Source organism: Pseudarthrobacter linnaei (assembly GCF_055412825.1).
The window spans coordinates 141,573-165,388 of sequence record NZ_JBVAYX010000008.1; the positions used below are offsets into that span (position 1 = coordinate 141,573).

At 67.7% G+C, this 23,816-nt stretch carries 20 protein-coding genes, 1 tRNA gene and 1 pseudogene; 6 read left to right on the forward strand and 16 right to left on the reverse strand.

What is annotated here, in order from left to right; translation table 11 throughout:
- Positions 1 to 21 precede the first annotated feature (21 nt).
- Together ACZYZ3_RS10110 and ACZYZ3_RS10115 are read right to left on the reverse strand one after the other, a co-directional pair.
- Positions 22 to 1,281 (reverse strand): AI-2E family transporter, encoded by a 1,260-nt coding sequence (locus ACZYZ3_RS10110; RefSeq protein WP_463963689.1) that lies wholly within the window; start codon positions 1,279 to 1,281, stop codon positions 22 to 24.
- Positions 1,282 to 1,329: 48 nt separating this feature from the next.
- Positions 1,330 to 2,313 (reverse strand): aldose 1-epimerase family protein, encoded by a 984-nt coding sequence (locus tag ACZYZ3_RS10115; RefSeq protein ID WP_463963690.1) that lies wholly within the window; start codon positions 2,311 to 2,313, stop codon positions 1,330 to 1,332.
- 88 nt (positions 2,314 to 2,401) lie between these two features.
- On the opposite strand from ACZYZ3_RS10115, the gene galK reads away from it, so the two are divergent.
- Both galK and ACZYZ3_RS10125 read left to right on the forward strand, forming a co-directional pair.
- Positions 2,402 to 3,562 (forward strand): galactokinase, encoded by a 1,161-nt coding sequence (gene galK, locus ACZYZ3_RS10120; RefSeq protein ID WP_463963691.1) that lies wholly within the window; start codon positions 2,402 to 2,404, stop codon positions 3,560 to 3,562.
- A gap of 20 nt (positions 3,563 to 3,582) precedes the next feature.
- Positions 3,583 to 3,840: pseudogene (locus ACZYZ3_RS10125) on the forward strand (acetyl-CoA C-acyltransferase); the annotation flags it as partial.
- A gap of 98 nt (positions 3,841 to 3,938) precedes the next feature.
- On the opposite strand, the gene ACZYZ3_RS10130 reads toward ACZYZ3_RS10125, so the two are convergent.
- A complete protein-coding gene (locus ACZYZ3_RS10130) occupies positions 3,939 to 4,832 on the reverse strand; it encodes a Bax inhibitor-1/YccA family protein (RefSeq protein WP_463963692.1) in 894 nt (297 codons plus the stop codon).
- 518 nt (positions 4,833 to 5,350) lie between these two features.
- On the opposite strand from ACZYZ3_RS10130, the gene ACZYZ3_RS10135 reads away from it, so the two are divergent.
- Genes ACZYZ3_RS10135 through ACZYZ3_RS10150 form a run of 4 tightly spaced genes read left to right on the forward strand, consistent with a single transcriptional unit; the run spans position 5,351 to position 9,473 of the window.
- Entirely contained in the window at positions 5,351 to 6,634 is a 1,284-nt protein-coding gene (locus ACZYZ3_RS10135; protein WP_463963693.1) for a branched-chain amino acid ABC transporter permease, read from the forward strand.
- Between the two features lie 9 nt (positions 6,635 to 6,643).
- The gene (locus tag ACZYZ3_RS10140) at positions 6,644 to 7,612 is read left to right on the forward strand and encodes a branched-chain amino acid ABC transporter permease (protein ID WP_463963694.1); all 969 of its coding nucleotides are present in this window, start codon (positions 6,644 to 6,646) and stop codon (positions 7,610 to 7,612) included.
- Entirely contained in the window at positions 7,609 to 8,703 is a 1,095-nt protein-coding gene (locus ACZYZ3_RS10145) for an ABC transporter ATP-binding protein (protein WP_463963695.1), read from the forward strand. Before ACZYZ3_RS10140 ends, ACZYZ3_RS10145 begins: the two co-directional genes overlap by 4 nt.
- Positions 8,700 to 9,473, forward strand: coding sequence for an ABC transporter ATP-binding protein (locus ACZYZ3_RS10150; RefSeq protein WP_463963696.1), 774 nt, complete (start codon positions 8,700 to 8,702; stop codon positions 9,471 to 9,473). The genes ACZYZ3_RS10145 and ACZYZ3_RS10150 overlap by 4 nt, the downstream gene beginning before the upstream one ends.
- Before the next feature lie 562 nt (positions 9,474 to 10,035).
- Here the strand turns inward: ACZYZ3_RS10150 and ACZYZ3_RS10155 are convergent.
- From ACZYZ3_RS10155 to ACZYZ3_RS10215, 13 genes are all read right to left on the reverse strand, one after another.
- Positions 10,036 to 11,394 (reverse strand): ABC transporter substrate-binding protein, encoded by a 1,359-nt coding sequence (locus ACZYZ3_RS10155; RefSeq protein ID WP_463963697.1) that lies wholly within the window; start codon positions 11,392 to 11,394, stop codon positions 10,036 to 10,038.
- 176 nt (positions 11,395 to 11,570) lie between these two features.
- Positions 11,571 to 11,644 (reverse strand) — tRNA-Leu (locus tag ACZYZ3_RS10160).
- A 32-nt stretch (positions 11,645 to 11,676) separates the two neighbouring features.
- Positions 11,677 to 12,624, reverse strand: a complete 948-nt coding sequence (locus tag ACZYZ3_RS10165; protein ID WP_463963698.1) for an N-acetyltransferase — start codon at positions 12,622 to 12,624, stop codon at positions 11,677 to 11,679.
- Positions 12,625 to 12,747: 123 nt separating this feature from the next.
- On the reverse strand, positions 12,748 to 14,217 hold the full coding sequence (locus ACZYZ3_RS10170) for an NAD(P)/FAD-dependent oxidoreductase (RefSeq protein ID WP_463963699.1): 1,470 nt from the start codon (positions 14,215 to 14,217) through the stop codon (positions 12,748 to 12,750).
- 38 nt (positions 14,218 to 14,255) lie between these two features.
- Positions 14,256 to 15,668, reverse strand: coding sequence for a S8 family serine peptidase (locus ACZYZ3_RS10175; protein WP_463963700.1), 1,413 nt, complete (start codon positions 15,666 to 15,668; stop codon positions 14,256 to 14,258).
- Between the two features lie 161 nt (positions 15,669 to 15,829).
- Entirely contained in the window at positions 15,830 to 16,777 is a 948-nt protein-coding gene (locus ACZYZ3_RS10180) for a Ppx/GppA phosphatase family protein (RefSeq protein WP_463963701.1), read from the reverse strand.
- Positions 16,774 to 17,523 (reverse strand): DUF501 domain-containing protein, encoded by a 750-nt coding sequence (locus ACZYZ3_RS10185; RefSeq protein WP_463963717.1) that lies wholly within the window; start codon positions 17,521 to 17,523, stop codon positions 16,774 to 16,776. Before ACZYZ3_RS10185 ends, ACZYZ3_RS10180 begins: the two co-directional genes overlap by 4 nt.
- A gap of 148 nt (positions 17,524 to 17,671) precedes the next feature.
- On the reverse strand, positions 17,672 to 18,454 hold the full coding sequence (locus tag ACZYZ3_RS10190) for an FtsB family cell division protein (RefSeq protein ID WP_463963702.1): 783 nt from the start codon (positions 18,452 to 18,454) through the stop codon (positions 17,672 to 17,674).
- A gap of 191 nt (positions 18,455 to 18,645) precedes the next feature.
- The gene (eno, locus tag ACZYZ3_RS10195; protein ID WP_463963703.1) at positions 18,646 to 19,926 is read right to left on the reverse strand and encodes a phosphopyruvate hydratase; all 1,281 of its coding nucleotides are present in this window, start codon (positions 19,924 to 19,926) and stop codon (positions 18,646 to 18,648) included.
- A gap of 158 nt (positions 19,927 to 20,084) precedes the next feature.
- On the reverse strand, positions 20,085 to 20,720 hold the full coding sequence (locus ACZYZ3_RS10200; protein WP_463963718.1) for a MazG nucleotide pyrophosphohydrolase domain-containing protein: 636 nt from the start codon (positions 20,718 to 20,720) through the stop codon (positions 20,085 to 20,087).
- Positions 20,721 to 20,844: 124 nt separating this feature from the next.
- Complete coding sequence (locus ACZYZ3_RS10205) at positions 20,845 to 21,996, reverse strand: adenosine deaminase (RefSeq protein WP_463963704.1); 1,152 nt, start codon at positions 21,994 to 21,996, stop codon at positions 20,845 to 20,847.
- A gap of 69 nt (positions 21,997 to 22,065) precedes the next feature.
- The gene (locus ACZYZ3_RS10210; protein WP_463963705.1) at positions 22,066 to 22,872 is read right to left on the reverse strand and encodes a DedA family protein; all 807 of its coding nucleotides are present in this window, start codon (positions 22,870 to 22,872) and stop codon (positions 22,066 to 22,068) included.
- Between the two features lie 112 nt (positions 22,873 to 22,984).
- Positions 22,985 to 23,623: a DedA family protein gene (locus ACZYZ3_RS10215; RefSeq protein ID WP_463963706.1), complete on the reverse strand. Its 639-nt coding sequence runs from the start codon at positions 23,621 to 23,623 to the stop codon at positions 22,985 to 22,987.
- Positions 23,624 to 23,816: the final 193 nt, after the last annotated feature.

The window sequence follows — 23,816 nt, forward strand, 5'->3', positions numbered from 1 at the left end:
CATTCTTCGGTGCAGTGTGGATCAGGGTGTGGGTGCGGCATCGTCGCTGCGGCCGGACGTTGCGCCCGGCAGGCGGGCGTCCGTTCCGGAGTTGTCGGCACCCGGCGCAGTTGCCCTGAAGTCCGGGCCCGCGGCCGCCAGCGCACTTTCATGTTCCCACGTTCTGCCGGCAATGTAGCGAATCGACGAGTTTGCTACGGCCAGGATGGGCACGGAGAACAGGGCTCCGGGAATTCCGGCGAGGAAGGAACCGGCGGCGACCGCCAGGATGACGGCGACCGGGTGCAGCTTGACCGCCTTGCCCATGATCAGCGGCTGGAGGATGTGGCTTTCCAGTTGCTGGACCGCCAGCACCACCCCCAGCATGATCAGGGCGTTCACCCAGCCATTGGCGACGAGGGCCAGCAGCACCGCGACAGCGCCGGTCACCAGGGCGCCGACGATCGGGATGAATGATCCAAGGAACACCAGCACCCCCAGCGGAAGCGCCAGGGGCACGCCGAGGATCGCCGCCCCCACCCCGATGCCGACCGCGTCCACGAAGGCGACGAGCATCTGGACCCGGACGTAGCTCACCATGGAGGACCAGCCCACCCGGCCGGCTCCGTCCGCCGCGGTGCGGGCCTTCCGGGGCAGCAGCCGGACGAGGAAGGACCAGATGCGTCCGCCTTCCAGCAGGAAGAAAATGAGGATGAACAGCGCCAGGATCATGCCGGTGGCGAAGTGCCCGGCGGTGCTGCCGAAGGAAAGCGCACCGCTGAGAATGCTGCTGCTGTTGTTCTGCAGCGCGTCGGTGCCCTCTTTCAGGTACTGGTCGATCTGGGCCGCGGTGAGGTGCAGGGGGCCGTCCGCGAGCCAGACCTGGATTTTCTGGATTCCGGTCAGCGCCTCGCTCCACAGCTCGGAGAAGCCGGCAACGAGCTGCCGGCCCACGAGGGCCAGCGCCCCGCCGACGAGGCCTATGAAGCCCAGGACGGTCAAGGCGACGGCGAGCCCGTTGGGGACGCGGTTCCTCCTGAGCCAGTTCTTCACCGGTGACAGCAGTCCGGCCAGCAGCGCGGCGACCATCACGGGAATCAGCAGGAAGCTGACCCTGCTGAGCAGCCACACGAGCGCGCCGGCCATCAGAATGATGAGTCCTAGCCGCCAGGACCATGACGCGGCGATCCGCACGCCGTAGGGGATGTCCTGATCGAGTTCCCGGTCCGTGACGGCCCTCCCCGGGGCGGCCGGCAGTGCGGCAGCGGTGTGGTCTCGGGCGGCATCGTCAGCTGGGGTCATAGCCCCATGATTCACCAGCGCCGCCCGGATGTGAAACCATACGCCTTTTCAGCGCTCAAGGGACGCGCTGATCCCCCACGTCATGGCGAACCGCTCCCCCGGATCCAGCCAGCGGAGGCCGTCGCCGCTGTTGAAGGCGTTGGCCGGACCCGTCATCGGCTCGATCGCCACCGCCTTGGTGCGGCCCGGGAACTTGGTGGTGACAAAAACATGGACGTAGCCGCAGTTTTCGTCCTGCCAGAGGCTCACGCTCCGGCCGTCCGGTGTGCTCAGCGTGTGGCGGGCGATGCCAGCGTCGAACTCCAGGTCCGTGTAGGCCGAATCGAGGTCCAGAGCGGCCACGGGCCGCCCGGCGCGGAGGTCGAAGTCACCGCCCACCGGTTCCGCGCCGCGCGGGATCTGCCGCTCGTCCGTCACGAGCCTGGTGCCGGCGTGGACAGTGACTGTCAGCTCCTCACTGGGCACCTCCCCCAGCCGGAGGTAGGGGTGGGCGCCGAGGACGAACGGTGCCGGCTGCTGGGAGTCGTTGATCAGCAGCTGCCGGACCACGAGCCCGAGGTCCTCGGCGAGTTCGTAGCGCACGCGGTGGCGCAGCAGAAAGGGATAACCGTGTTGCGGGAACACCGCCGCTTCCAGGGTGACCGAAAATTCGGACTCGTCGACGAGCGCATAGGAGGCATTGCGCAACAGCCCGTGGCTGGCGTTGTTGCGGGACACCTCCGTGATGTCCAGCTGCTGCTTCTTCCCGTTCAGGTACCAGACACCGTCCTCCACGCGGTTCGCCCACGGGGCCAGCGTGATGCCGGCGGCGCCGGGCGAAATCTCCGCGTCACCATAGCTTTCCGTCAGCTGCGTGCCGCCGCGGCTGTACAGCCTCAGCCCGGCGGCCAGTTCGGTGACGACTGCAAGCGCGTCCCCGCGCCTGAGCTCATACTGCCGGCCCGAAGCATAGCGCCGTGCGGAAGCGTCCGGGCCGTCGCCGGGACGCTCGCTGGCAGGGAAATCCGGGGAGGCGTGACGCGGCAGGTTCATGGTCACCACCGTACCTAGCCGCGGGCCACGGCGTATACCGTGGATCCATGACCCGCATTTCCAGGACCGCCCCCGCCGGCAGTACCGCATGACCCACCCCCTTGACGCCCAACAACTGGCGGCCCGGTTCGCGTCCGTCTTCGGCACGGCGCCCGACGGGGTGTGGCAGGCGCCCGGCCGCGTCAATCTGATCGGCGAGCATACCGACTACAACGAGGGCTTCGTGCTGCCGTTCGCGATCGACAGGACAGCGAGGGTGGCGGTCCGCCGGCGTCCGGACTCCGAGATCCGGCTGCTGTCCACCTTCGGCAACCAGGGACTGACGACGGCGGATGCCGGGTCCCTGGAGCGCGGCACGGCAAAGGGGTGGACCAAGTACCCGCTGGGTGTCGTGTGGGCGCTCCAGCAGCACGGGCTCCCGGTGCGCGGCCTGGACCTGCTGCTGGACTCCGATGTTCCCCGCGGCGCCGGCCTGTCCTCATCCCACGCGATCGAGTGCGCCGTCATCACCGCCCTCAACGAGCTCACCGCGGCGGGCCTGGACGACCGGGACATGGTCCTGGCCACCCAGCGCGCCGAGAATGACTTTGTCGGCGCCCCCACCGGCATCATGGACCAGTCCGCGTCCCTGCGCGGGGCGGCCGGGCACGCCCTGTTCCTGGACTGCCGTGACCAGAGCTTCCGGCTGGTCCCGTTCGACGCCGAAACCGCCGGACTGGTGCTGCTTGTGATCGACACGAAGGTCTCGCACTCCCATGCCGGCGGCGGCTACGCCTCCCGGCGGGCCTCCTGCGAGCTGGGCGCCGAGGTGCTCGGAGTCAAGGCCCTGCGCGACGTCGGGCAGGGCGACCTGGAAGAAGCCAGCGGCCTGCTGGATCCGGAGACGTTCCGCCGCGTGCGGCACGTGGTCACCGAGAATGACCGGGTCCTGCAGGTGGTCGAGCTTCTCGCCGGCGCCGGGCCCGCGGCGATCGGACCGCTGCTGGATGCGTCCCACGCCTCCATGCGGGACGACTTCGAGATCTCCTGCCCCGAACTGGACCTCGCCGTCGGGGCCGCCCGTGCTGCCGGCGCGGTCGGTGCCCGGATGACGGGGGGCGGCTTCGGCGGCTCCGCGATCGCGCTCACGCCGGTGGCGGCCGAGCAGCAGGTGCGTGCCGCCGTCGGACGTGCCTTCGCCGGGGCCGGGTACGCGGCGCCGGAGATCTTCAGCGTCCGGCCCGCGGCAGGGGCGCTCCGCCTGGCCTAGCCGGAGCGGAGGCTGGGCGCATGCCAGATGCGGTCATAGTCTCCACTGCCAGGAGCCCGACCGGACGCGCCTTCAAAGGCTCGCTGTAGGACGAACGGCCCGACGACCTCGCAGCCGCCATGGTGGCCGCCGCCCTCGCCGGGCTGGACACCGTCACGGGGGCCAGCATCAACCGTTTCTGCGCCTCAAGCCTGCAGACCCTCCGGATGGCCTTCCACGCCATCAGTGCCGGCGAGGGACACGCGCTTGTCTCGGCGTGCGTGGAGGCCGTGGCCCGGTGCGGGCTGCCTGCGGCTGCCTGCGGGCAGAAAGGGAGCCCCGCCATCCGGCGAGGCTCCCTCCCTGGTCTTGCGTTACCGGCATGACGCCGGCGCTGTTAGTCCTCGCCGCGAAGGATCGCGAGGAGCCGGATGATCTCCACGTAGAGCCACACCAGCGTCACGGTGAGGCCGAAGGCCGCGGTCCAGGAGAAACGCTGCGGGGCGCCGCTGCGGACGCCGGCTTCGATGCTGGTGAAGTCCATAATCAGGGCGAAAGCCGCGAGGCCAATCGCCAGCACGCCGATGAACACGCCGAGCGGGATGCCGAAGATCTCAACCGAGGTGCGCAGGCCGAAGGGGGAATTGACGGCGCCGGTCCACATCATGACCATGTTAATGAGCGCAAAGACGGCGTAGCCGATGGTTGCGATCATAAAGAACCGCATGGCCTTGGGGGTCGCCCGGACCTTGCCGTTCTTGAAGAGCACGAGGGTCACAGCAAACACCGAAAGCGTGCCGATCACTGCCTGCAGGCCGACACCCGGGTAGATGTTGTCGAGGATCCGCGTCAGGCCGCCGAGGAACAGACCCTCGAGGGCAGCGTAGGCGAGGATCAGCGCCGGTGAGGGCTGCTTCTTGAACGTGTTGACGAGGGCCAGGACAAAACCGCCCAGCGCGCCCACGATCATCAGCAGGTAGGCAAGGCCCTCTGCCACCACGAGGGTGACGGCCGCGCCGGCGAGGACGGCGCCGAGGCAGGCCGCGGTCTTCATGATGACGTCGTCATAGGTCATGCGGCCGGTATCGGCAGGGCCGGCGGCGGGCCGGTTGTACATGTCCTGGAGCTGGTCCTGGGTCATGCCCTGCTGGGCAGGGTTCCAGCCCGTCTGGGTCTGGCCGTAAGCGTTCTGACCGTAGGGACCCTGTCCGTAAGCCTGCGGGGCAGGCGGTGCCTGGGTTGCTCCACGGAAGTTCTTTCCGTTGAAGACTGGGTTTCCGCCAAGTGCCATTGCGGGTGTCCTCCAAATAAAGGGGGTGGATGATGTCCGGTAGTTAACTTTGAGTGCCTGCTTACAACACGCTACCAATTCCAACACCCGACGGGCACTGTTAGTTCCCGGGAGGCCCTTGCCGCAACCCAACCGTGACCTCTGCGCCTCGTTCCGGAACCACGCTTCCCGCCGGGGATATCGACTGTTTAGGCATACTCAGGATCAACAAAAGTTTACTTAAGTACAGGTAAACCACCCCGCTGCCCCGGCTTCACGGTTGTTACGCGATCGCGACGTTAAGCCTGCTCGCGACGGCATTCATTGCCCCAAACGGGCTGTAACATGGGCCGAATAGGGTGACGGATATCACAAGCCCTACCGCTCCACCCGCATCGCACCAGGCACCACCCCCGTCACCCTGACTGTTCGCAGCGGTTGCAACGGCGCAACCCACACCACCCCCATGTGGAGGTTTCATTTTGAGAAGCACACCGAGAGGCCTGTCGCAGAGACGGCGCGGCAGACTGCTGAAAGTTGTGGGGGCTGTTTTTGCCGCCGTGGCCGCGCTACTGCTCATCGTCGCGCCAGCATCCCAGGCCACGAGCCCCTCGCCGACACCATCCCCGTCGGCAACCACGTTCCAAAACAGCATCAGCGGCTTCCTGCGCGGCGACGACCGCGCCCCGATCGCTGACGTCACCATCACGGCCAAGCAAGACGACTTCACCGGAACGGCCACATCGAGCGCCAACGGCTCCTGGACCATCGGGGTGCCCACCCAGGGGACTTACGTCGTCGAGCTCGATGAATCCACGCTTCCGGAGGGCATCAAACTCGCCGACGGCCAGGAAAACCCCCGTGAGGTCACCTTCAGCCAGACCTCGAACCTCTCGGTGATCTTCGCCTTCGGTGAGGGCATTGTCGTCCAGCAGCAGGATTTCGGTCAGAACCTGATCAACCGCCTCGTGGCGGGCCTCAGCTTCGGTCTTCTGCTGGCCCTCGCATCCGTGGGCCTCTCGCTGATCTTCGGCACCACCGGGCTGACCAACTTCGCCCACGGTGAGATGGTCACCCTCGGCGCCGTCCTGGTCTTCGCCTTCAACGCCATGAACCTCCCCTTCTGGCTGGCGATCCTGCTCGCCCTGCTCGGCGGCGGTCTCTTCGGCTACGTCCAGGACGCCGGCCTCTGGAAGCCGCTCCGGCGCCGCGGCACCGGACTGGTGCCAATGATGATCGTCAGCATCGGCCTCGCCCTGGCCGTCCGCTACGTCATCCAGTTCTTCTTCGGCGGCGCCACCCAGCAGCTGCCGTACGCCCAGAGCGCGGAGATCCAGCTCGGCCTGATCTCCATTTCGCCCAACAACCTCTGGTCCCTCGTGATCAGCGCGGTTGTCATTGCCATCCTCGGGATCGTCCTGCTCAAGACCCGTCTGGGCAAAGCCACCCGCGCGGTCGCCGATAACCCGGCGCTGGCCGCGGCCTCGGGCATCGACGTCGACTCCGTGATCCGGATTGTCTGGGTCACCGGCGGCATGCTTGCCTCCCTCGGCGGCATCCTGTGGGCGTACTACAGGCCGGGCGTCACGTTCGACATGGGTTCGCAGATCCTGCTGCTCATCTTCGCCGGCGTCACCCTGGGTGGCCTCGGCACCGTGTGGGGCGCCCTGATCGGATCCATCATCGTCGGTATCTTCGTGGAGCTGACCACCGTGTTCGGCCTCGCCGCAGACCTCAAGTACGTGGGAGCACTGTTCATCATGATTATTGTCCTTCTGATCCGGCCCCAAGGTATCTTGGGCCGGCGCGAGCGCGTGGGTTAGGAGACAGACATGGACTTCGGATTCATATTTTCCAGCGCTGCCGGTGAACTGTTCAGCCCCACAACGGCTGCCTACGCCCTGGCCACCCTCGGCCTTGCGGTTCACTTCGGCTACGCCGGCCTACTGAACTTCGGCCAGGCCGGCTTCATGGCGGTGGGGGCCTACGGCTTCGCCATCTCCACCCTGACGTTCGGCGTTCCGTTCTTCGTCGGACTGCTGATCGCCGTGGTCTGCTCGGCCATCTTTGCGTTGCTGCTGGGCATCCCCACCCTCCGGTTGCGGGCCGACTATCTGGCTATCGTGACGATCGCGGCGGCGGAAATCGTGCGCTACATCGTTACCACCAACCAGCTGACCGCGGTCACCGGTTCGGCCAACGGCCTGGCGGCTTTCGAAGGCGGGTTCTACGCAATGAACCCGTTCCCCGAAGGCTCCTACATGGGCATGAACAACCGCGACTTCTTCATCCGCGTCGTCGCCTGGGCCCTGGTCGCGGTCTGCTGCCTCCTGGTGTGGCTGCTGATGCGCAGCCCGTGGGGGCGTGTCCTCAAGGGCATCCGCGAGGACGAAAACGCCGTCCGCTCACTCGGCAAGAACGTGTACGCCTACAAGATGCAGGCCCTGATCATCGGTGGTGTGCTCGGCGCCCTAGCGGGCATGATCTTCACTCTCCCCCGCGGCGCGGTCCAGCCGGCGAACTACGGCACCGAGCTGACGTTCTTCCTCTACACCTGCCTGCTGCTCGGCGGTCTGGGCACGGTGCTGGGGCCGGTCGTCGGCGCCATGATCTTCTGGGTCGTGCTGTCCCTCACACAGGGCATCCTCTACGGCCTCATCGAATCCGGCGCCGTCACCTGGCTGAACACGGTCCAGGCCGGCCAGTTGCGTTACATCCTGGTCGGTGTCGCGCTGATGCTGCTGATGATCTTCAGGCCCCAGGGTGTCCTCGGCAATAAGAAGGAGCTGGCGTTCGCATGAGCATGCAGAGCGAAGAACCCCGTACATCGGAAGAAATTGACTACATGACGGACACGCGTCCGATTGCTGCCGGGGAGACTGCGCCCGGCTGCAAGAAGCGCGATCCGATCGTGGTGGCGGAAAACGTCACCCGCAGCTTCGGCGGCATCAACGCCGTCGACGTCGAGTACCTTGAGATCCCGCGGCACAAGATCACCGCGCTGATCGGCCCCAACGGCGCCGGCAAGACCACCCTGTTCAACCTGCTCACGGGCTTTGACACGCCCAACTCGGGCAAGTGGCAGTTCGAAGGCAACAGTTTGGCCGGGGTGTCCTCGTACAAGGTGGCCCGGATGGGCATGGTCCGCACCTTCCAGCTGACCAAGGTCATGGGCAAGCTCACCGTGATGGAGAACATGCGCCTCGGGGCCTCCCAGCAGTCCGGCGAGCGGCTCTCCAAGGCCCTCTTCAAGGGCATCTGGGGCGGCCAGGAAAAGAAGATCACCGAGGAAGCCAACGTCCTGCTGGCGAAGTTCAAGCTGGACGCCAAGAAGGACGACTACGCGGCGTCCCTCTCGGGCGGCCAGCGGAAACTGCTCGAAATGGCCCGCTCGCTCATGGTCCAGCCCAAGCTGGTCATGCTCGACGAGCCGATGGCCGGCGTCAACCCGGCCCTGACGCAGTCGCTGCTGGACCACATCAAAAACCTCAAGGCCGAGGGCATGACCGTGCTGTTCGTCGAACACGACATGCACATGGTCCGGCACATCGCCGACTGGGTGGTGGTCATGGCCGAGGGCAAGATCGTCGCCGAGGGCCCGCCCGCCGAGGTCATGAAGAATCCTGCCGTGATTGACGCCTACCTCGGCGCCCACCACGACGTGGACCTCGGTGACTCGGAAGGCATCAAGGAGCTGGCCGCCGAACTGGTCGCCGACGAGGAATCGATTGTCGGCACCGAAAACGCCGGGATCATCTCCCTCGACGTCGTCGCCTCCGAAACGGATAAGCCGGCGGGCGCGGACGGCGACAGTCCGACGCACGGCCGGCGCAGCGCCGAGGAGCCGACCCGCGGCGAGCAGCCGCCCAGCACAGCGAAGGACACACAATGAGCGCCACCAGCGCGGCTCCGGCCGCAAAAGCCGTGCACGATGAAGATTCGGTCGTCAAGGTCACCGACCTGGTGGCCGGCTACATCCCCGGCGTCAACATCCTCAACGGCTGTAGCATCGAGGCCCGCAAGGGCGAACTGATCGGCATCATCGGCCCCAACGGCGCCGGCAAGTCGACGCTGCTGAAGGCGATGTTCGGTCTGGTCAAGGTCCACTCGGGTTCCGTGGTGGTCCGGGGCCAGGACATCACTGGGCTTAAGGCGAACAAGCTCGTCAGCAAAGGCATCGGCTTTGTGCCGCAGAACAACAACGTGTTCGCGGCGCTGACCATCGAGGAGAACCTCCAGATGGGCATGTTCCAACGGCCCAAGGACTTCGCCGAGCGCTTCGACTTCGTCACGGGCCTGTTCCCGGAACTTGGCAAGCGTCGTGCCCAGCGCGCGGGCTCGCTCTCGGGCGGCGAACGCCAGATGGTGGCGATGGGGCGGGCCCTCATGATGGACCCGGCCGTGCTGCTGCTCGATGAGCCCTCCGCGGGCCTTTCCCCGGTCAAGCAGGACGAGACCTTCCTCCGGGTCCACGAGATCAACCGCGCAGGCGTGTCGGTCATCATGGTGGAGCAGAATGCCCGTCGCTGCCTGCAGATCTGTGACCGCGGCTATGTCCTGGACCAGGGAAAGGACGCGTACACCGGCACCGGCCGGGAGCTCATGAAGGATCCCAAGGTCATCCAGCTGTACCTGGGCACCCTCGCCGACACCGTCGAATAGTTCCCCGGCAACACCGCAACAGCAGAAAGGCCGTCACCAGCCGGTGGCGGCCTTTCTGCGCGCCTGCGGTGCCTCCCATACCGGTAGTCCACGCCCGGGCCCTCAGCAGGCCAGCAACGGCGTCACGCAGCGCACGGTTCTGGCGGGGCCGCCGGCACGCAGGGCCGGATTCCCGCCGTCGGGCAACTTGCCGCCGCCCAAAAGCCTGCCGTGCGTGACGCGTGGTCCCCGGCCGCGGACCTCCCTCCCCCGCAGGCCGACGACGGCGCCACGCGGCGCCCGGTGTCGGCCAGGCAGCCGACTCTCCCCGCCGGCGGGCAGCGGCGTCACGCGGCGCCCGGTGCCGGCCAGGCAGCCGACTCTCCGAGCCGGCGGCAGCGGCGTCACACAGCACACAGTTTTGGCGGGGCCGCCGGGACGCAGGGCCGGATTCCCGCCGTCGGGCACCTTGCCGCCGCCCAAAAGCCTGCCGCGCGTGACGCGTGGGCCCCGGCCGCCCCCACACGCGAGAAACCCCCGTCCGGAGGGACGGGGGTTTCTTGGTGGCTAGGGAAGGGCGAGCTTACAGCTTGCCGAACTCTTCCTTGGATGCCTTGTAGGTGTTGTCATCCTGGAACTCGTAGATGCCGACGTAGGCTTCCGTCGGGTCACCGGCTGCGGAGAACGTTACGGGGCCGGACTGGCCGTCGTAGTCGATGTCCTTGCCGTTGCGGAGCAGGGTGACGCAGGACGGGAAGTCGCTGCACTTCTCGCCGACCTCAGAGACTGCCTTGAGCTGAGCCGCGATGTCGACGCCCTTGGTGCTCTTGGCGGCTTCGGAGGCCAGTGCGATCAGGTTCACGGCGTCGTAGGACTCGCCTGCGTAGCTGTAATCCTTCAGCGCGGGATCGATGGCCAGGAGCTTCTTCTTGAAGTCATCCTTGGCGAAGGTGCCCGGGATGGTGCCCTGGGCGCCCTTCAGGGTGCCTGCCTGGAAGTCCTTGCTGTAGTCGGACATGTTGCCGTCAACGAGGAAGAGCTGGGTTGGCTTGATGCCCTTGCCCGTCATCAGCGGAACGATGCTCTTGGCCTGGTCAAAGGTGATCAGCGCGATCGCGTCCGGCTTCGCGGCGATGACCTTGTCGACCTGGCTGCTGAACTGGGAATCGCCTTCGTTGAAGAGTTCCTCTGCAACGACCTTGCCGCCTGCTGCCTCGAACGCGGACTTCACGTTCTTGGCCAGGCCGGTTCCATAAGCGTCGTTCAGGACGATCATGCCAACGGTCTGGGCGCCACAGGTCGCCATGTAGTTGCCGAGGACCTTGCCCTGAAGCACGTCCGAGGGGGCGGTACGCCAGTAGAGGCCCTTGTCGTCCCAGTCGGTGAAGTCCGGCGAGGTGTTGGCCGGGGAGAACTGGACGACGCCTGCGCCGGTGATCTGGTTGATCACGGTCTTGGAAACGCCGGAGGAGGCGGCACCGATGATGGCCCCGACGCCCTGGCCCAGCAACGCCGTGGTGGACTGCGTAGCGATATCGGTCTTGGTGTCGCCGGAGTCGCGGTGGATGACCTCTACAGGCTTGCCCAGGACGCCGCCGGCATCGTTGATTTCCTTGATGCCAACGTTGACACCCGCGATTTCGGGCGGGCCGAGGAAGGCCAGCGACCCGGTGGTCGGCAGGAGCGAGCCGATCTTCAGGGCGGTGTCGGTGGTGCCCTTGGAAGCGGGGACCGCGCCGGTGTTGGTCGCGGCCGAGGTGCCGGCTCCAGCTCCAGCGCTGGGGGCCGGGCACGCGATGCCTGCGGCGTTTGCGGAAGCGGATCCGGTTCCGGTCGACGTCGGGGTGGACGCGCCACCACAAGCCGTGGCCAGAAGGGCGACGCCGATGCTAAGCGCTGTGAGCTTAGCGATGCGGGGCGCCACCTGGGGGAGTGAAGTCATTTACAATCTCCTCGATCTAAAGGTGCGAACGGCCTTTGATGCGAAAGATCAGGTGTTCCTGATTTAACTTCAAGCTAGTGCAATTCCGGCCCGATCCAAAGTGACTACGGTCACATCCTTATAACACTCGTTGCATAGAGGAAATCTGCCGGCCGAATCGGCGGGCGCCACCCGCGTGCCCCAGGTGGGACTCGAACCCACAACACGCGGATTTTAAGTCCGCTGCCTCTGCCAATTGGGCTACTGGGGCGCCCGGTCCATGGTATCCCGTCCCGGCCCTGGCTATGCGATGTCGAACGGCTTGGCGAAGCGGAATGTCCCGCTGACGCCGCCCGGCCAGACGGCTAGCGGCAGCAGCTGGAAATGCGCGCCCCAGGCCGGGTCGGGGGCGTCCACTCCGAGGGACGTCGACGTCACGAAGCCGAAGCGCGAGTAGAAGGCCGGGTCGCCCAGCAGCGCGATGCCCCGCTCCCCCGCGGCGTTGGCCCGGAGAATCGTTTCCTCCATGAGCTTGGTGCCGATGCCGTGGCGCTGCAGCCGCGGGACCACGCCGACCGGGCCCAGGCCCAGGAGCTCCAGCTCCCCCACCCAGCCGCGGGTGCTGATCACATGGCCGACGATCCCGCCGTCGAGCTCCGCGACGACGCTGAACTCCGGCAGGTACTCTTCGCAGTCGAAGAGCGCCGACAGGAGCTGCACCTCTTCGGGCTCGCCCTCGACGGGCAGGCCTGTGACCGGCGAGACGGCAAAGGCAGCGGCGGTGAGGGCAAGGATGGCGGGCCGGTCCGCGGGCTGTTCGCTGCGCAGCACCAGCTCGGGAGCAGGCCCCTGCTCGCCGCTTGCCTCAACCAGTTCGTGAAGCACCTCCAGCGCCCGGTCAGCGTCCGCGACCGGGACCAGGAGATGGTCGTGGTGGAAGCCGGCCAGCACATTGCAGCTGATTTTGGCCTCGGCCAGGGCGGCGCTGACCGCGGCTGTGAGGCCAATGGCCTCGAGCGAGGAATGCACTTGGAGGGTGATCCAGGCGCCGACGTAGTCGTAGGACAGTCCTAGGCTGTCGGCTTCGACCCGCGGCAGGACTACCGTCAGGCCTTCCGCTTCACGCACGGCGGCCGCAATCGCCCCGGCGAGGGGACGGCCGTGCGGCCAGAGAACATAGACGAACTCGCCGTCCCGGATTTCCGGGTGCATGGTGGCCAGCAGGGTGTGGAGGTCCTTTTCAGCGGTCATGGAGCCCAGTCTAGGGGCGGGCCCGGCCAGGCCGCGGCAGGCTGCCGGGGACGGCGTTTGGGTTAACGACGACGGCGGCCGCTCCCCCGCAAGGGAACGGCCGCCGCCGAAGGCTGCTGCAGGCTACTTGGAGTCGGCCGAAACAGCTTCCTTGTTTACAGTCTTGCGCGCTTCTGTCGTCGGCTTCTCCACAGCGGGGGCGGCGGGTGCCGCGGCCGGCCTGGGAGCCGGCGCTGCTGCAGCAACGAAAGCGCCGCGCGGGTTGTCCAGGTCGATCAGCTGGGTGGTGTCGCGGCCCATAAAGAAGGCCAAGATCCAGCCGAAGATGACCCGGATCTTACGTTCCACGGTCGGCATGGCCAGGCCGTGGTAGCCGCGGTGTGCCAGCCAGGCCAGCGGGCCCTTGAGGCCGATGCGGCCCAGCAGGTTGATGTTGGCTACACCCTTCCACTCGCCGAAGCCGGCCACGGCGCCCAGGTTTTTGTGCTTGTAGTCCTTGAGCGGCTTGTCCCAGCGGGAGGCCCACAGGTTCTTGGCGAGGAGCTTGGCCTGGCGCAGCGCGTGCTGGGCGTTCGGGACGCAGGTGCCGTCCGGGAGGCCGCTGCCCGTGAGGTCCGGGACCGCCGCAACGTCGCCGGCAGACCAGGCGTTGTCGATGATGCCTTCGTCGCCGGCGATGCGCAGGTCCGCGAGGACACGGACGCGGCCGCGCGGCTCAAGCGGGAAATCGGTGGAGCGGACCATCGGGTTCGCCTGCACGCCGGCAGTCCAGACCAGGGTGTCGGCCTGGAATTCCTGGGCCGCGGTCTTGTCCGGGAGGTTGATGAGCTTCAGGGAGCCTTCGGCGCTGTCCAGCGAGGTGTTGAGCAGGACCTCGATGCCGCGGCTGCGCAGGTGCTCGACGACCCACTCAGCCTGGCTGGCGGTCACCTCGGGCATGATGCGTCCCATGGCCTCTACCAGGACAAAGCGGACTTCCTCCTGCTTGATGCGGGGGTTGTTCTTGACAGCGGCGCGGGCGAGATCTTCCATTTCGGTGATGCACTCGATGCCGGCGAAGCCGCCGCCGACAACAACGAAGGTCAGGGCGCGGGCGCGTTCGGCCGGATCCGTCATGAGCGAGCCGGCTTCGATCCGGTCGAGGACCTTGTTGCGCAGGGCAACGGCTTCCTCGATGGTCTTGAGTCCGATGCCCTTGTCCGCGAGGCCCTTGATCGGGAAGGTGCGGGTGATGGCGCCTGCGGCCACGACGACGTCGAAGTACGGGACCTCGAAGTTCTCGCCGCCGTCGGCCGGGGCCACCACGGCGGTGCGGTTGGCGTGGTCGATCGAGGTGACGCGGCCCTGGATGAGCTCGGTCTGCTTGAGGTGCTGGCGGTGCGAGACGACGGCGTGGCGTGCCTCGATGTTGCCGCCGGCAACTTCGGGGAGGAAGGGCTGGTAGGTCATGTAGGGCAGAGGATCAACGACGGTGACGATGCCACCGGCCTTCGCGATCTTCTTCTGCAGTTTGAGGGCTACGTACAGGCCGACGTAGCCGCCGCCGACGACGAGTACCCTGGGACGGTCCTGGAGATGAGGGGAGGATGCCATCCCCCAAGAATACCGTAGTTTGTGAAAAACTTCACTAACTACGGTTTCCCGCTGGAATCCGCAGAATCCAGCGCTCCGGTGTCCGACCCTGCCGGGCTCCCGGGGCCCCCAGGGCCGGCCGGTGGGGCCGGCCGTACGGCGCGCCGGAGCTGGAAGACGGCGGCGGCCACGATGCATAGGAACAGCCCGCCGAAGCCCAGTACCACCAGGGCCGGCACGGCGCTGTCCAGCTCGGACGGGGGCTCCGCGACCGGGACGGTGGCCTCCGGAAGGGTGGGGGCCGCGCTGGACGGGACCGCCGTGGACGCCGCCGGCGCGGTGGCCAGGTTGCCCCGCCGGTGGACCCGGATCCAGTCGGAGATCGAGCCCAGCGGATTGACCCGGGTTTCCGGGACGTCGGCCTTCAGTGCCGCCTCGGCGTCGAGAATCCCGAACCCGTACAGCGGGTCCTTCCCCTTGGCGCCGGCGTCCTTCGCGGTGCTGACGATCCGGTTGATGACCTGGTTGGCCGACATTTCCGGCCATTTGGAGCGGATCAGGGCCGCTACGCCGGCCACGACGGGCGTGGCGCCCGAGGTGCCGGCCCATTCCGCGTAGCCGCCGCCGGGCAGGCCGCCGATCAGGTTCTCCGCCGGGGCTGCGACGCCGATGCTAATGCCCTGGGATGAGGAATCGATGCTGGCGGTTCCCTTACGGTCCAGCCCGGCGACGGTCAGCACGCCGGGGATGGTGGCCGGGGCCCCGACCTGGACGTTGCCTCCCCCGCGGTTGCCCGCGGCGGCGACGATCACGACGTCCTTCTGCTCGGCGTACAGGAAGGCGGCGTCCCAGCTTTGCGGCCATTCCGGCGCGGTGCTGCCCAGCGAGATGTTGATGACACGGGCCCCGTTGTCGACAGCCCAGCGGACGGCCTGGGGTATCTGGTCCTGGTCGCTCTTACCGCCGGGGTTCGCGGAGCCGAGCCAGGTGGAGACGGACAGCAACTGCGCTTCGGGGGCCACCCCGACGATTCCATCCGGCGGGACTCCATCCGGCGCGGCGGACGGGCCTGCACTGGGGCTGGCCGTGGCCGTGGAATCAGCGGGCTGGTGGCCGCGGCCTGCCAGCATGGTGGCGACCAGGGTCCCGTGCTCGGGCTTCGCGCCGATGCTCTTTTGCCCGTCCGGGCTTCCGGCCCCGGAGACGTCGACGCCGCCGGCCAGCACGCCGGCCAGGTCAGGGTGCTTGCCGTCCACGCCGCTGTCGATCACGGCGACCTTGACGTTGGCGCCCCTGGAGACCTCCCAGGCCTTGGTGATGCCGGATTCGGCGAGCCAGTATTCCTTGTCGCGCCATGCGTCGGCGTGCGCGGCGGGGGCCGCGGTCAGGGCGGCCGTCAGAGTGCTGCCCGCCAGGGCCAAGGCCACCAACGCGGAGGCGGTCCGGCGGCGCCGGGCTGTTGCTCTGGTCATTAGGGTCCTATCGGCGGGACAGCTGGTGGCGCTGTGGCTTCGGTGTCGCTGGGGCTGTGGTGGCGCTGGGGGAACGCCGGGAGGGACGTGTGCGGGGATGTGCGGATCGGGCGCCGGCCGGCGGGGCGTCCGGCGGACACCCCGCCCAGCCGGCCCGCGGCTTAGCGGATGCTCAAGGCAATTCCGTCAAGAATATCGTGTTCGCTGGTGACGGCCGACGCGACCCTGCCCTCGGTGGCCCCGGCCAGCCGTTCCAGGACGCGCCGCCAGACGAGGGCGCCCGCTCCGATCACGTCCACCCGGCCCGGGTGCATGTAGGGCAGGGCGGCACGTTCGGCGTGGGTCATCTCCAGCAGTTCCGTGCAGGCGCGGCGCACCGCGTCGAGCGGCAGTTCAGTGCCGTGGATTGCCGCAGCGGAGTACTCCGGCAGCGCCAGCGCGTGGGCCGTGATGGTGGTGATGGAACCGGCCACCCCGACGACGGCGGCGCTGCGGTCCAGCGGGACCGTCCGGGCCGCCACCTCAAGGGCAGCGTCGACGTCGGCCTCCGCAGCGGCAATCTGCTCCGCCGTGGGCGGGTCGCTGCGCAGGTGGCGTTCGGTCATTCGGACACAGCCCATGTCGACGGATTTGGCGGCGATGACGCCCTCGGCGTTGCCGAGCACGAACTCCGTGCTGCCTCCGCCAAGGTCCACCACGAGCACGGGGTCCGCGCCACGGGAGGGAAGGACGCTGCTGGCGCCGGCGAAGGACAGGGCGGCTTCCTCGTCCCCGGTGATGACCTCGGGTTCGACGCCGAGGAGTTCGCGGATCCCGTCCACGAAGATCTGCCGGTTGTTGGCGTCGCGGGTGGCGGAGGTCGCGACGAATCGCACCTTGGTGGCCCCGTGGCCCTGGATCTGCCGGGCGTAGTCCGCCGTGGCGGCGAAGGTCCGGTCCAGGGCCTCCGGGGCGAGCTCGCCGGTGGCGTCCACGCCCTGGCCGAGCCGGACGACGCGCATCTCGCGCACCACGTCTTTCAACCCGGGCGCCGCGCCGTCCGTGTCCAGGTCAGCGATGAGCAGGCGGATCGAGTTGGTGCCGCAGTCCACGGCGGCCACGCGGGTCACTGGCCGGCCCCGCTGGTGCCGTCGGAGCCTGTGGTTTCGGCAGAACTGGTGGTGCCGGCGGAGGCGGTGCCGGTGGCGCCGGTGCCAGTGGTGCCGGCGGAGGTGGTGCCGGTGGTGCCGGCGTGCGGCTTCCGGACCGGGGCCGGCCGGCCAACAATCTCCGGAAGCCCCTGCGGCCCGTGCCTGCTGAGGTCCTGCGAGGGGGTCTCGCCGCCGGTGTCCCAGGCGCCGTCGCAGTAACAGCGGTCTGTGGTCCACCATTCGCTGATGGCTGCGAGGGCTTCGTCGCCGAGCGGGTTCACACCCGGTCCGGCGGCGAGTGAATGCCCCACCAGGACGTGCAGGCACTTGACGCGGGTGGGCATTCCGCCGGCCGAGATGCCGTCGATTTCCGGCACGGCGCCGATCCCGGACCTGGCCCCGATCTCCGCGCGGGACGCCAGGTAGGCATCATGGGCGCCGCGGTAGTCCGCTGCCAGGGCCTCGTCCCCGCCGAGCCGCAAGTTCATCTCGTTCATCAGGCCGGCCGCCTCGAGCCGGGACACCGCGGAGGTGATGACGGGGTGCGTGAGGTAAAAGGTGGTGGGGAAGGGTGTGCCGTTGCTCAGCCGCGGCGAGGTGGCCGCCACCAGCGGGTTGCCGCAGACGCAGCGGGCCGGGATTTCCACGACGTCACGCACCGGCCGCCCCAGTTGCCGGCTCAGGACATCCAGGTCGTGCGGCGAGGGCCGGCGGGATTCCGCCAGGGAGCGGGCCGGTTCCGGGGTCTTCGGTTTGTCTGCGCTCGGGTTCACTGCCGCGGGGGTCTCGTCCACTCGGTTCTGGTCCACGGTGGGGGCACCTTCCTGCCCTGTCTGGCTTGTCCGGCGGACAATCCTGCGGCGGGCGCCGCTGCTAGTCTGTTGCCGAGCGCCGGATGGAGTCCCAAAGGGAGTCAACCCAGGGCAGCTCGGCCGGGTCTTGTGCTGATCCTGCACCGGCCGCGCCACTGGTGGAACCGGCAGGAAGATCGCTGCCGAAGACCCAGTAGCCCGTCTCGCCGGGCATAACCATGTTAATGCGGTCCCGGGCCTGTTGTTTCACGTAGTTCGGATCCTGCCACCGGGAGACCTGGCGCCTCAGCTCGTCCTGCTGGGCCTGTTTGTTGGAAATGTCCGCCTGGAGCGCGGCGATTTCGGCCCGTTTTTCGAAGAAAATCTTGACCGTGGGCGCCAGCATGATGGTGATGGCAATCATGACGACGAACAGCGCCAGCATGCGGCCGGAGAAGGCCTTGGCGGGGACCGGGTCGAGGTTCTCTGCCGTTGGTGCGGTGCCGGCCTTGGAGGGTTTGGCCGTGCCGTGCTTGGCCGTGCCGTGCGTGCCGGCGCCTGATTCTGCGTTCTTCGGAGCGGACGCAGATCCGGCCGGCCGGGCGGAGCCGGAGCCTAATGAGGCGTTCTTGGGAGCGGCTGCGGACGCAGATCCGCCCGGCCGGGCGGAGCCGGCCTTGCCGCTGTGCTGGCCTACTGCCCTGCCGGGAGTCCGCGGGCCGGGGGCGGCGTTGCCGGCAGGGTGGGTCTGGGCGCCGCGGGAACCGCCGAAATCAGCCTGGATGACGTCGCCGCCGTCGCCGGTGTCCGGAGACTTCGGGGCCGCCGGCGTGGCCCGGGGAACCTTGGGGCGGCGGGTAGCCATGTCACTCCTGTAATGCCAGGTTCTCCCCCGGCTGGCTTGCGGCGTTCAGTGCTGATCCCGTGGCCTGGACCGGGCACCGACCTGGGCCCGGCTGCGCGGCGCCACTAACGGTGCCAACAAAGACGGGCCATAAAGGGACCGGTGGCCATGGTCTTTCAACCATAGCCACCGGTTCGCAGTTCGTGCGGTTACTAGCCCTTGAAACGCGGGAAGGCGCTCCGGCCGGCGTAGCGTGCGGCGTCGTCGAGCTCCTCTTCGATGCGCAGCAACTGGTTGTACTTGGCGACGCGCTCGGAACGGGCCGGGGCACCGGTCTTGATCTGGCCGGCGTTGGTGGCAACGGCGATGTCAGCGATCGTGGTGTCCTCGGTTTCGCCGGAGCGGTGCGAGGTGATGGTGGTGTAACCGGCGCGCTGGGCGAGGGAGACGGCATCCAGGGTCTCGGTCAGGGAACCGATCTGGTTGACCTTTACCAGCAGCGAGTTGGCGGTCTGCGAATCGATGCCGGTCTGCAGCCGCTCCGGGTTCGTGACGAAGAGATCGTCGCCGACGATCTGGACCTTGTCGCCGATGGCGTCGGTGAGGGTCTTCCAGCCCTCCCAGTCGTTCTCGTCCAGCGGGTCCTCGATGGACACCAGCGGGTAGTCGGCCACGAGCTCGGCGTAGTAAGCGCTCATCTCGGTGGAGCTGAGGGACTTGCCTTCGAACTGGTAGGCGCCGTCCTTGAAGAACTCGGAGGAGGCAACGTCCAGGGCGAGGGCGATGTCCTGGCCCGGGGTGTAGCCGGCGTTCCGGATGGCTTCCTGGATAAGGTCCAGTGCCGCACGGTTGGACGGAAGGTTCGGCGCGAAGCCGCCTTCGTCGCCCAGGCCGGTGGACAGGCCCTTGGCCTGCAGGACCGCCTTGAGCGCATGGTAGACCTCGACGCCCCAGCGCAGGCCTTCGGAGAACGTCTCGGCTCCCAGCGGGACAACCATGAATTCCTGGATGTCGACGTCGGAGTCGGCGTGAGATCCGCCGTTGAGGATGTTCATCAGCGGCACGGGCAGCACGTGGGCGTTTGGTCCGCCGAGGTACTTGTAAAGCGGCAGGTCGGCGGAGGCCGCGGCGGCGTTGGCGACGGCCAGGGACACACCCAGGATGGCGTTGGCGCCGAGCTTGCTCTTGTTGGCGGTGCCGTCCAGGTCGATCATCGACTGGTCGATGCTGCGCTGGTCGGTGGCGTCGAAACCGACCAGGGCCGGGGCGATCTGGTCGATGACCGCGTCGACGGCCTTCTGGACGCCCTTGCCGAGGTAACGGCCCTTGTCGCCGTCGCGGAGTTCAACGGCTTCGTGCTCGCCGGTGGAGGCTCCGGAGGGAACTGCTGCGCGGCCGATCTGGCCGTCCGAGAGCAGGACTTCAACTTCTACGGTGGGGTTGCCACGGGAATCGAGGATCTCGCGGGCGTGGATGGCATCGATAAGCGCCATGGATAGGCTCCTTTGGGTGAAGCGGTCTGCTGGGAATCTGATGGGAAATCAAGCTGGGAATCAAGCTGAAAGACCGACGTCCTCGTCGCTACCCAGCCTAGTCGAGAGTGGGATAAGTTACAGAAACCTATCCAGTCCCCGGACGTCATTGTGGCGGATTACGGGGTCGACGGCGCGGTCGGGCCTTCCTGGAAGCGGCGGTTCGCGCCGCGGAGCGCCCGCTCGGCGTCGAGCCCCCGGTCCCGGGCAGCGGCGGCGATGGCGAAGAGCAGCTCCCCGAGGTCCTCTTCCGAGGAGGGGACGTCGACCGGCCCGGTGACGGCCGGGAGGCCAGCCCGTTCGGCGCGGTCGAGGAGCTTTTGGGCCCGGGCCAGCGCCGGAAGGGCGGCGGGGACGCCCCCGAGGGCCCCCAGCCGGGAAGAATCAGCGCGGGAGGGTTCGGAGCCGGAGTCAGCGGGCCCGGAATGCAGGACCTGCTCGGAGCGTTTGACGGCGTCCCACGTCTGGACGATTTCCTCCACCGTCGCCGGGAAGGACTCCTGCAGTGAACCGTCAGGGCGGAACACATGCGGGTTGCGCCGGATCATTTTGGCCCTCAGGCCGCGCGCGACGTCGTGGAGGTCGAAGGCGCCGCGCTCCTGGGCGAGCCGGGCGTGCAGGACCACCTGGAGCAGGACGTCGCCGAGCTCGGCCTTCAGCTCGGCGTCGCTGCCGGCCGTCTCGATGGTCTCCGCCACCTCAAAGGCCTCCTCGAGGAGGTACTCCACGAGGGACTCATGGGTGAGGGCCCCCATCCATGGGCAGTGGGTGCGCAGCTCGGCTATCGTCCCCACCAGCTCCCCGACCTCGCAAGCCCGGCCGGGGACCCCGGCTGCCGCGGGCCCCCCGTCCAGCGCGCCCACCGCCTGGGGGTCCTGGTTAGCCAAGGTCGGCGTAGGCCTCGTTGATGTATTCGACGAGGGCTTCCTTCTCCTCCAGCGGCAGGAAGGCGGCCTCGGCAGCGTTCAGCGTCAGCTCCAGCAGGTCGTCGAGGTCGTAGTCGAATGTCTCGACCAGCAGTTCGAACTCGTCCGTGAGGGTCACGCCGCTCATCAGCCGGTTGTCGGTGTTGATGGTGACGTTGAAGCCCAGCTGGTAGAGCATGTCCAGCGGGTGGCTCTCGATGCCTTCACCGAAGCCGGAGACGGCGCCGGTCTGCAGGTTGGAGGAGGGGCAGATTTCCAGGGCGATGCCGCGGTCGCGGACCCAGCTGGCGAGCTCGCCCAGGGTGACCATGCCGATGTTGTCGGTGGCCTCATCGCTGTCGGCGTCTTCGTCCGCATCGAATTCCACCGTGATGTCCTCGGCGATCCGGACGCCGTGGCCTAGGCGCAGGGCGCGTCCGTCGACCAGGGCGGACTGGATGCTTTCGAGTCCGGCAGCTTCCCCGGCGTGGACCGTGGCCGGGAAGTTGTGCTGGGCCAGGTAGGTGAAGGCGTCCCTGAACCGGGACGGCAGGAAGCCGTCTTCGGCACCGGCAATGTCGAAGCCGACGGCGCCGTTGTCGCGGTGGCGGACGGCCAGTTCGGCGATTTCCTGGCCGCGGTCGGCGTGCCGCATGGCCGTGATCAGCTGGCCGACCTGGATATCGCGGCCCGTCTCGGCGACGGCGTCGACGCCGGCCTCGAGGCCCGCCTGCACGGCCTCGACGGCTTCGTCCAGGCTCAGGCCCTGCTGGAGGTGCTGTTCGGGCGCCCAGCGCACTTCGCCGTAGACCACGCCGTCGTCGGCCAGGTCTTCGACGAACTCCCTGGCCACGCGGAAGAGGCCTTCCTTGGTCTGCATCACGGCGATCGTGTGGTCGAAGGTCTCGAGGTAGCGGACCAGCGAGCCGGAGTCAGCGGATTCACGGAACCACTCCCCCAGGGCGACGGGGTCGGTGGAAGGCAGGGTGTGTCCCGCGGCCTCGGCAAGTTCAATGATGGTGGCCGGACGGAGTCCGCCGTCCAGGTGGTCGTGAAGGGAAACCTTGGGGAGGCCCTTCAGGTCGAAGTCGAGGTCAGGGGCAGCGTCAAGAATTATCTCAGTCACGTTCCAACCTTAGGGTTGGAGGCCCGGCAACACCAGCCGGTCAGCCGGCGGCCGCTCCGGACGGCGGAATCAGGCCTCGACGTCGGCCGGTGCCGCCACCTGTGCGGGCACCGGCGACGTGCCGGAGGCCTGACGGGGCGCGGGCGCGGCGGAACTGGCGGCGGACTGGGACTGCGCGGGCCCGGCGGCTGACTGGGACTGCGCGGTCGTGGTGTGCGCGGCCTTCGCTTCGGCCGACATGGTGGCGGCCCGGCTGGCTGCCGCTGCGGCGCCCTTGGTGTCGCGCCAGCGGTGCAGCCAGGTCAGCAGGTGGTCGATCACGATGCCGAGCACGATGGCGAACGCGATGGCGATGCCGACCCCGAGAAGCGGGTGTTCGTGAACCCAGTTGCCGGCGATGATGCCGACGCCGGCCGAATACGCGACCCAGGTGATGGAGGCGAAGATGTCGAGGATGACGAAGCGGCGCCGCGGGTACGCGGTGGTGCCGGCAATCCAGTTGACGGCCACGCGTCCCACCGGAATGTACCGGGCCGTGAATATCAGCATGGCACCGCGTTTGTCGAGCTCATAGCGCGCCCAGGTCAGGGCACGGTGGACCTTGGGTTTGCGCATCCAACGGAAGCGCTCGACGCCGATGTGGCGGCCCAGCAGGTAGGCCATGTTGTCACCGGCAATTGCCCCGACGGCGGCGGCGGCCATGACGAACCACATGTTCGGCTGGCCGGACGTGACAGACAGTGCACCCAAGGCCACGATCAGGGTTTCACTGGGCAGAATCGGAACGAAACCGTCGATGAAACAGAAGATCGTGAGGATCGGGTAAATCCACCATTGTCCCGCGGCATGGAGAATAGCCTCATTGATGAATTCCACGCGGGCTTTGCTCCTAGGAAAGTGACGAAAAGCGCTCTTTAGTGTCCCATGGCCGGCAAGGATGCGCTACGTTCCATCCAAATAAATCTGCTGTATCCAAGGGCGCCCGGCTTCAGGAGTGCTCCGGGGGCGGGACCGGGTGTTCGGCGTCCTCGGGGAGCCGGCCGCGCAGCCTGCTGATGGCGAGGTCCACCAGGATGCCCAGGCCGATCGCGCAGATGACGGCGACGATGACGCCGAGCAGGTGGTTCTCTTCGAACCACTGGCCAAAGAAAAGGCCGATCGCCACGGAGTACGCCCCCCACAGCACCGCGGAGAGCACCGTCATCCCCACAAAGCGTGACTGCGGGAAGTGGGTGGCGCCCGCGGTCAGGTTGACCGCGACCCGGCCGATCGGCACGAAGCGCGCCACGAGAATCAGTGAGGCCGGCCGTTTCCGCAGCTCGGTGCCGGCCCAGCGGAAGGCCCGCTGCATGCGTTGGCCGCGCATCCAGGCCCAGCGCCGGGTTCCGGTGCCGCGGCCGATCAGGTAGGCGATGTTGTCGCCCAGGAACGCCCCGGCGGCGGCGGTCGCGGCCAGGAGCACCGGGTTGGGGATGTCGGCGGTGGCGGCGACCGCGGCGAGCCCGACGACCACTGACTCGCTGGGGATGGGCGGGAAGAAGCCGTCGATCACACAGCACACGAAGACAAGGATGAGGACCCAGGGTTGCCCCGCTGCGGCCAGGATGAAGTCGTTGATTGCCTGCACGGTTTCCTAACAAACAACAAGGGACGGCTGTCGTGCCAGTGTACTGCGGGCCGCCCCCGGGGTTGCCCTATCACTTGTGGCGGCCAACCCTGAAGGTTGGGGACTGTTGAGTCTCATGACTTAATGGACATTTCTGTCTCAAGACATCGTGGACAGTGTGTCTCAGGTCATCGTGGACACTCGGACCGGTTTT